General features: G+C 73.0%; 7 protein-coding genes. 6 read left to right on the forward strand and 1 reads right to left on the reverse strand.

Annotation, left to right across the window (positions count from 1 at the left end):
* Positions 1–148 precede the first annotated feature (148 nt).
* From E1266_RS34240 to E1266_RS34255, 4 genes are read left to right on the forward strand one after another with little or no spacing between them, the layout of a single operon-like run.
* Positions 149–1015 carry an enoyl-CoA hydratase-related protein gene (locus E1266_RS34240; protein ID WP_132054255.1) on the forward strand — a complete coding sequence of 289 codons (867 nt, stop codon included), beginning with the start codon at positions 149–151 and terminating at the stop codon, positions 1013–1015.
* A complete protein-coding gene (gene fabG, locus E1266_RS34245) occupies positions 1012–1776 on the forward strand; it encodes a 3-oxoacyl-ACP reductase FabG (RefSeq protein ID WP_132054257.1) in 765 nt (254 codons plus the stop codon). Before E1266_RS34240 ends, fabG begins: the two co-directional genes overlap by 4 nt.
* A 28-nt stretch (positions 1777–1804) precedes the next feature.
* Positions 1805–3016, forward strand: coding sequence for an acyl-CoA dehydrogenase family protein (locus tag E1266_RS34250; protein ID WP_132054259.1), 1212 nt, complete (start codon positions 1805–1807; stop codon positions 3014–3016).
* 47 nt (positions 3017–3063) lie between these two features.
* Complete coding sequence (locus E1266_RS34255) at positions 3064–3948, forward strand: LLM class flavin-dependent oxidoreductase (RefSeq protein WP_132054261.1); 885 nt, start codon at positions 3064–3066, stop codon at positions 3946–3948.
* Positions 3949–4225: 277 nt separating this feature from the next.
* On the opposite strand, the gene E1266_RS34260 is transcribed toward E1266_RS34255, so the two are convergent.
* On the reverse strand, positions 4226–4684 hold the full coding sequence (locus tag E1266_RS34260) for a VOC family protein (RefSeq protein WP_165966320.1): 459 nt from the start codon (positions 4682–4684) through the stop codon (positions 4226–4228).
* A 112-nt stretch (positions 4685–4796) separates the two neighbouring features.
* Here E1266_RS34260 and E1266_RS34265 point away from each other — a divergent pair, with 112 nt between their 5' ends.
* Both E1266_RS34265 and E1266_RS34270 read left to right on the forward strand, forming a co-directional pair.
* A complete protein-coding gene (locus E1266_RS34265) occupies positions 4797–6431 on the forward strand; it encodes an AMP-binding protein (RefSeq protein WP_207946090.1) in 1635 nt (544 codons plus the stop codon).
* An 11-nt stretch (positions 6432–6442) separates the two neighbouring features.
* A partial coding sequence (locus E1266_RS34270) for a DUF427 domain-containing protein (RefSeq protein ID WP_207946091.1) occupies positions 6443–6824 on the forward strand: 382 nt, incomplete at its 3' end.

The raw sequence follows: 6824 nt of genomic DNA on the forward strand, positions 1-6824 counted from the left end.
GGGGCTGGCCGGTCGGCCGGTCGGGCATGGGGCTCCTCCGCGGAAACGTGCTCTAACTTCGACGTCGGTGTCGATAGACCTGGCCAACAACGTTAGTGCAAGCCACTGGTGTTGACCAGGTGGCCTCATTCTTATAATTTCGACGTCTATGTCAAATAATTCGGGCGGGGCCGCGGTGCCGACCGGCAGCGGGCACCTGCTGGCCGGGCTGGCGGGCGGGGTGCTGACGCTCACGCTCAACCGCCCGCGGGTCCGCAACGCGTTCTCGCGGGAGATGCTGGAGGCCCTGGCCGCGATGCTGGACTACGCCGCCGCGGCGGACGAGGTCCGGGTCGTGGTGCTCGCCGGGTCCGGCGGCACCTTCTGCGCCGGGGGCGACCTCGACATGCTCGCGGCGGGGGAGAGCATCTTCGGCCCGGCGGACGAGCCGGACGTGCGGCTGGCCGCCCAGCGGGCGCTCCAGCGCGCCACCGTCGTCCGCCTCCGCGAGATCGGCAAGCCGTCGGTCGCGCTGATCGAGGGGGCGGCGGTCGGGGCGGGACTCGGGCTCGCCCTCGGCTGCGACCTGCGCTACGCGGGGACGTCCGCGATCCTGCGCACCGGCTTCGGCCGGCTCGGGCTGGCGGGCGACTTCGGCTGCACCTGGTCGCTGAACCGGCTGGTCGGCCCGTCCCGCGCGCTCGAACTGCTGTACCTCTCCCCGGCGCTGACCGCCGCCCGCGCGCAGGACCTCGGCCTCGTCACCGAGGCGGTCCCCGACGAGCGGCTGCGCGAGCACGTCGCCGCGCTCGCCGCGCGCCTGGCGGCCGTCTCCCCGGAAGCAGTACGGGCGATGAGGCGGCACGTCGACCGCGCCCGCACCCACGACCTCGCCGCATGCGCGGACGCGGAAGCGGAATGGCACGTCCGGCTCCTGGAGTCCGGCGCCCACCGCGACGCGGTCCGCGCCCTCTCGCGCGGCCGTGCCGCGCGCACCCCCTCCACCACCGAGAACCCAGGAGCCAAGGAATCATGACGAAGCTGGACGGCCGCGTAGCGCTGGTGACGGGCGCGGCCCGCGGGATCGGCGCCGAGATCGCCCGCACGTATGCGCGCGCCGGAGCCAAGGTGGGCGTCCTCGACCTCGAAGAGGCGCTGACCGAGGACACCGTGTCGGCCATCGAGGACGCGGGCGGGCAGGCCCTCGGCCTCGGCGCGGACGTCTCCGACGCCGGGCAGGTGCGGGGGGCGGTGGAGCGGCTCGTCCAGGAGTTCGGCGGGCTGGACATCGCCGTCAACAACGCCGGGGTGACGCGCGACAACCTGCTGTTCAAGATGACCCAGGACGACTGGGACACCGTGATGAACGTCCACCTCCGCGGCATGTTCCTGGTGACCGCGGAGGCCCAGCGGCACATGGTCCAGCAGCGGTACGGAAGGGTCATCAACATCTCCTCGACCTCGGCGCTGGGCAACCGCGGCCAGGCGAACTACTCCGCGGCCAAGGCGGGCGTCCAGGGGTTCACCCGGACGACCGCCATCGAACTCGGGCCGTTCGGCGTCACCGTCAACTCGATCGGCCCCGGCTTCGTCGACACGGAGATGACCCGGGCGACGGCCGAGCGGCTCGGCGTGCCGGCGGACCGGCGGCTGTCCGAGGTCGCCGCGGGACTGCCCGTCCGGCGCGTCGGGCAGCCCGCGGACATCGCGAACGCCGCCCTGTTCCTCGCCGCGGAGGAGTCCGGGTTCGTCACCGGCCAGGTGCTCTACGTCGACGGCGGGCGCTCGGTGCGCTGACGCCCCGAGACCGAACGAAGGAATCCCCATGACCCACGACCTTTCCCCGGACCCCGCGCCGGACGCCGATGAGACGCCGACCGGCGACGCGCTGACCGACGAGGAGGTGCGCGCGGCCGTCCGGGAGGTGGCCGGGCGGTTCGACGACGCCTACTGGGCCGAGGCCGACCAGGAGGCCAGGTTCCCCTGGGAGTTCTACGACGCGTTCGCCAAGGCCGGGTGGCTCGGCATCGCGATCCCGCGCGAATACGGCGGCGCGGGCATGGGCGTCTCGGCGGCCGCGTCGATGATGTACGAGATCGCCGCGTCCGGCGCGGGCATGAACGGCTGCAGCCCGTTCCACCTCACGATCTTCGGGCTCAACCTGGTGGCGCGGCACGGCGGCGACCGGCTGTGCCGCGAGCTGCTGCCCGCCGCCGCCACCGGCGACCTGCACGTCTGCTTCGCCATCACCGAACCCGACGCGGGCTCGGACACCGGCCGCATCCGCACCTTCGCCCGGCGGGACGGCGCCGACTACGTGATCAACGGGCGGAAGGTCTGGATCACCAAGGCGGCGCAGTCGCAGAAGGCGGTGCTGCTGGCGCGCACCGCCGAGCCCCGCGAGGGCAGGGGCCGCACGGACGGGCTCTCGATGTTCGTCGTCGACCTGACCGGCGGCGGCGTCGAGATGCGCGCGATCCCGAAGATGGGCCGCAACGCGGTCTCCTCCTACGAGCTGTTCCTGGACGACTTCCGCGTCCCCGGATCGGCCCTCGTCGGCGAGGAGGGGCGCGGGTTCACCTACCTGCTGGACGGCATCAACCCCGAGCGGATCCTGCTCGCGCACGAGGCGCTCGGCATCGGCCGCGCCGCGCTGGAGCGGGCGGTGCGCTACGCCCGCGAGCGGGTCGTGTTCGACCGCCCCATCGGGCAGAACCAGGGCATCGCCTTCCCGCTCGCCGAGGCGTCGATGCGGCTGGACGCCGCGGAACTGGCCGCGCGGCACGCCGCCGCCCGCTACGACCGCGGCGAGCCGTGCGGGAAGGAGGCCAACACGGCCAAGTTCCTCTGCGCCGACGCCGGGTTCGCCGCGGCGGACGCCGCCGTCCAGACGCACGGCGGGTTCGGCTACGCCCGCGAGTACCACGTCGAGCGCTACTTCCGGGAGTCCCGCCTCATGCGCATCGCCCCGGTCAGCCAGGAGATGGTGCTCAACTACATCGGCCAGCACGTCCTCGGCCTGCCGAAGTCGTACTGACCCCGCACTGAAACCCGCACTGGAACGGCACTGGAGGAACGGACACCATGCGCATCGCCATCCATTCAGGTCTCACCATGCGGGGGAGCGTCCAGGGCGTCGTCGACCAGGTGCGCAGGACCGCCGAATACGGCTTCGCCGGCTACTGGGCGCCGATGCTCACCGGGCACGACACGCTCACGGCCTTCGCGGTCGCCGGGCGCGAGGTGCCCGGGATCGAGCTGGGGACGGCCGTCGTGCCGATGCCCCTGCGCCCGCCCTACGCCCTCGCGCAGCAGGTGGCGACCGTCCAGGAGGTGCTCGGCGGGCGGCTGGCGCTGGGCATCGGCCCGTCGCACGAGGCGCTCGTCAGGGACGCGTTCGGACTGGAGTGGCCGCCGCCCATCGCGGCGACGCGGCGCTACGTGGCGGACCTGGCGGCCGTCATGACCGGGCGGGACGGCCGCCGGGTCGCCGTGCCCGGCGCGACCTCGGCGGCCCCGCCGCCGATCCTGCTGGGCGCGGTGAACCCGGCGATGGCCCGGCTCGCCGCCGAGGTGGCCGCCGGGGTCGTCACCTGGGCAGCCGGGCCGCGCACGGTCACCGAGGTGATCCGCCCGGCGCTGGACGGCCGCCCGGCCGGTTCCCCGTTCCGGATCGTGGCCGCCCTGCCGGTGTGCGTGACCGGGGACGCCGCGGAGGCGCGGAGCCATATCCACCGCGTCCTCGGCGCCAACGACGCTCTCCCGTCCTACCGGAAGGTGCTGGCCCGGGAGGGCGTGGACGGGGTCGCCCAGCTGGCGATCGTCGGGTCGCCGGGCGAGGTGGCGCGGCGCATCGACGCGTTCGCCGAGAGCGGTGTCACGGACTTCGCGGCCCACCCGCTGGCCAAGAGCGACGTCGATACCGAACGCACGTGGGAGTTCCTCGCCGCGCACGCCAAGGCCCGCTGACCAGCGGGTCAGGGCGCCATCGGCGCGCTGGACCGCTCCGGGCCGAAGCAGGTCCGGAGCGGCATATCATCGACGTCAAATGTCATATGTCCGGCACGTCCTCGGCCGGGTAGGACGGGGACGCGCCGGGCCCCGCCCCATCCGTCCCGCAACCCGGCGGGGACGCGGCTGCGATTCCGCGTTCGCACTGGTCGATCCGGGTTCACCTACGAGGCGCGCCCGGCCGAACTCCTCCCGGGGCGGGCGCGCCTCCCCCGGCCCCGCGGCCGGGGGAGGCTCAGCGGTAGTCGCCGCCGGCCAGGTAGCGCGCCAGCCGCGGCGCGCTTCCCGACCGTGACACCAATTCGACTCTGACGTCAAGATCAGGCAAGTGGTGGTAGCAGCCGCCGGCGCGCCGGCCGGTGCCGTCGAGGATGGCCGCCTGCCAGGCGCAGCCGCGTTCCTCCAGGTCGGCCGACTCGCCCGGCACGTCGTCGCTCCACATGCCCAGGTGGTGCAGGCCGGTCCGCTCCCAAACGCTGCCGGGGACCTGCACGAGCAACTCGATGTAAGGCGGTCCCTCCAGGGAGAGAACGAACGTCTGGTCGTACGTCCGCGTGCCCGAGGGGGACGCGAACTCGGCGGGGAAGCGCTGAACCCGGCCCCACGTCACCCCCGCGGCCGCGCTGAACTGGGCCATCGCCGGCTCCAGGGCCGGGACGACGATGCCGACGTGGTAGATCCGCGTGCTGCCCACAAACTTCTCCCAAGTATTGACCTCGACGTCAGAACATACTTTGATGTTAACCGTCAGGGCCGGGGGCGCGGAAGCCGCCGGCCTCAAGATCCCGACCACTGAAGGCGATACGGTGACCCGAAGCTCTGCTTCCGAAGGCTGGGGCATCCGGACGGTTCCCGCCGGACTCGCACAGCACTACCGCGACGAAGGCTGGTGGACCGGCGACACCCTCGGCTCGATGGTGGCCGCGGGTCTGGGCCGCGCCCCGCGCTCGCGCTTCCACGTGGGCTCGAAGACACGCCCCTACACCGGCACGTTCGCCGATGTGGACCGGGCGGCGCGCTCCCTCGCCGGGACCCTGCTGGCCCGGGACATCGGCCCCGGCTCGGTCATCGTCGTGCAGCTGCCGAACTGGGTCGAGGCCGCCATCACCTTCTGGGCCGCCGCGTACGTGGGCGCGATCGTCGTCCCCGTCGTGCACTTCTACGGGCCGAAGGAGGTCGGCTACATCCTGGACGACACCCGTCCGGCGGTGGTCGTCACGCCCGACCGCTTCGGCCGCACCGACCACCTCCAGCAGTACGAGCGGCTCCTGGGGGAGCGCGACGGCGAGACCCTCTGGCTGGTCGTGAGCGACCGTCCCGAGCGGGAGCTGCCGCGGGCCGCCACCCCCTTCCACCGGATGCTGGACGGCGACCCGCTGCCCGAGCCGCTGCCGGTCGACCCGGCCGCCCCGGTGATCGTGGGCTTCACCTCCGGCACGACGCTCAACCCCAAGGGCGTGATCCACAGCCACCAGACGATCGGCTGGGAGGCGCGCCAGTGCGACCACTTCTACGGCAAGGGCGGGCCCCCGCAGATCGTCGGCACCCCCGTCGGCCACTTCATGGGGATGATCAACGCCTTCCTGCTGCCGCTGCTGCGCGCGGAGCCGGTGCACCTGATCGACGTGTGGGACCCGGCCGAGGTGCTGCGGATGATGGGCGAGCGGAAGCTCGGCATCGCCGGCGGCCCCACCTACTTCCTGACCAGCCTCCTCGACCACCCCGACTTCACCCCCGAGCACCTGTCCCTGATCCCGTACATGGGACTCGGCGGCGCGATGGTGCCCGAGGCGTTCACCGAGCGGGCCACGAAGGAGGGCATCGCGGTGTTCCGGTCGTACGGGAGCACCGAGCACCCGTCGATCACGGCGAGCCTGCTGGCCGAGCCCGCGGACAAGCGGCTGCGCACCGACGGCCGGGCGCTGCCCGGCGCGGAGGTCCGCCTGGACGAGGACGGCCAGATCCTCTCGCGGGGCGCCGACTGCTGCGTCGGCTACACCGACCCCGCGCTGACCGCCCGCGCCTTCGACGCCGACGGCTGGTACCGCACCGGTGACATGGGCGTCTTCGACGCCGACGGCTACCTCACCATCACCGACCGCGTGGCCGACGTCATCATCCGCGGCGGCGAGAACATCAGCGCCCAGGAGATCGAGTCGCTGCTCCTCAAGATGGAGCAGGTCGCCGAGGTCAGCGTGGTCGCCGAGCCCGACGCGCGGCTGGGCGAGCACGCCGCCGCGGTGATCCGCCCGCACGAGGCGGCCGGCCCGGTCGGGCTGGACGACGTGCGCGCGCACCTCGCCGCCGCCGGGCTCGCCCGGCAGAAGTGGCCCGAGTCGGTGCACCTCGTCGCGGACTTCCCGCGCACCGCGACCGGCAAGATCCAGAAGTTCCGGCTGCGCCAGCAGATCCGCGACGGCGCGCTGGAGCACGCCCGATGAGGGGAGAAGCCTTGGAACCGTCGGGTTACACCGACCGTCCCGACTACCGCGTGGACGTCCACCGCAAGCGCAACCTCGTCCGCGTGACGCACGAGGGCACGACCCTCGCCGAGACGACCGCCGCCCTCCTCGTGGACGAGCAGGACCACGGGATCGTCCTCTACATCCCCAGGGCCGACGTGCGCTTCGAGCACCTCGCGCCCTCCGACCACACCTCGCGCTGCCCGTTCAAGGGCCGGGCGAGGTACTGGCGGCCCCGGGAAGACCCCGACCCCATCGCATGGGAGTACCCGGAGCCGTACACCGAGGTCGCGGTCCTCCGCGACCACATCGCCTTCTACCAGGACCGGGCCGTCGTTCGGATCGGCACCGCGGACCCCGTCACCTCCAACC

Source organism: Actinomadura sp. 7K534, from assembly GCF_004348575.1.
Classification (GTDB): Bacteria; Actinomycetota; Actinomycetes; order Streptosporangiales; family Streptosporangiaceae; genus Spirillospora; species Spirillospora livida.

Excerpts from the sequence above, each read along its gene's own strand:
- E1266_RS34240 (WP_132054255.1), top strand. The coding sequence starts at position 149 with ATGTCAAATAATTCGGGCGGGGCCGCGGTGCCGACCGGCAGCGGGCAC.
- fabG (WP_132054257.1), top strand. The coding sequence starts at position 1,012 with ATGACGAAGCTGGACGGCCGCGTAGCGCTGGTGACGGGCGCGGCCCGC.
- E1266_RS34250 (WP_132054259.1), top strand. The coding sequence starts at position 1,805 with ATGACCCACGACCTTTCCCCGGACCCCGCGCCGGACGCCGATGAGACG.
- E1266_RS34255 (WP_132054261.1), top strand. The coding sequence starts at position 3,064 with ATGCGCATCGCCATCCATTCAGGTCTCACCATGCGGGGGAGCGTCCAG.